Source organism: Zobellia barbeyronii (assembly GCF_018603515.1).
Lineage (GTDB): Bacteria > Bacteroidota > Bacteroidia > Flavobacteriales > Flavobacteriaceae > Zobellia > Zobellia barbeyronii.
In genome coordinates, this window is record NZ_JACATN010000026.1 from 1 (window position 1) to 746 (window position 746).

1 protein-coding gene is annotated in these 746 nt (G+C 33.9%); it reads right to left on the bottom strand.

The features are described from left to right. Positions 1 to 483: 483 nt before the first annotated feature. A partial coding sequence (locus HW347_RS20580) for a hypothetical protein (protein ID WP_225902009.1) occupies positions 484 to 746 on the bottom strand: 263 nt, incomplete at its 5' end.

The following is a 746-nucleotide window of genomic DNA, read 5'->3' on the forward strand; positions in this document are numbered from 1 at the left end:
AGTATTAACCTTAACCTCTTCAGTTGCTGTTTGAGCTTGAGCAGTTACTCCGATAAAAAGAACAAAAATTAAAGTTGCGATAGTTTTCATGACTTGGGCGTTTATATATATAAAACGCCGCAGACCCCATTATACCGAGGTTCCGTTCGCTGAAAAACCCCTTATTTTCGGTTATCTGCACAACTTCGGTTCAAGTGTAAAAAACCATCGGTGAACGCGAATGACCTCAAAAACACTTTACCGAACCATTGTGCTTTTAATCCGAAAAGAACTCATTTCTTCCTACTATGAAAAACTAGGATATAGTCAATACTATACTATCATTAAGTAATGATTGCTATCATTTGCTATATTGTTACAGTTGATTACCTGAAACCGACCAGGCTTTTCAGGTTTATAGAAAGATAGTTTTTGGAAGTAAAAACTAGTTTGGTCAATTATGGAAGAGTGTTTGTTGAAGAGTGATTGTTAAAGAACAAATGATTAAGCCATTTTAGCTTTGTTTCTTTTTGTTGTAAAAGAAAGTGCTTTAGTTACTCTAGCATTATCTCTCTTGTATAAACGAGCAACTTCTAAAGTACTTTCTAAACTAACTTCTTCAGTAGACGTTTCTGTAACTATAGTCATTTCAATAGTATTAACCTTAACCTCTTCAGTTGCTGTTTGAGCTTGAGCAGTTACTCCGATAAAAAGAACAAAAATTAAAGTTGCGATAGTTTTCATGACTTGGGCGTTTATATATATAA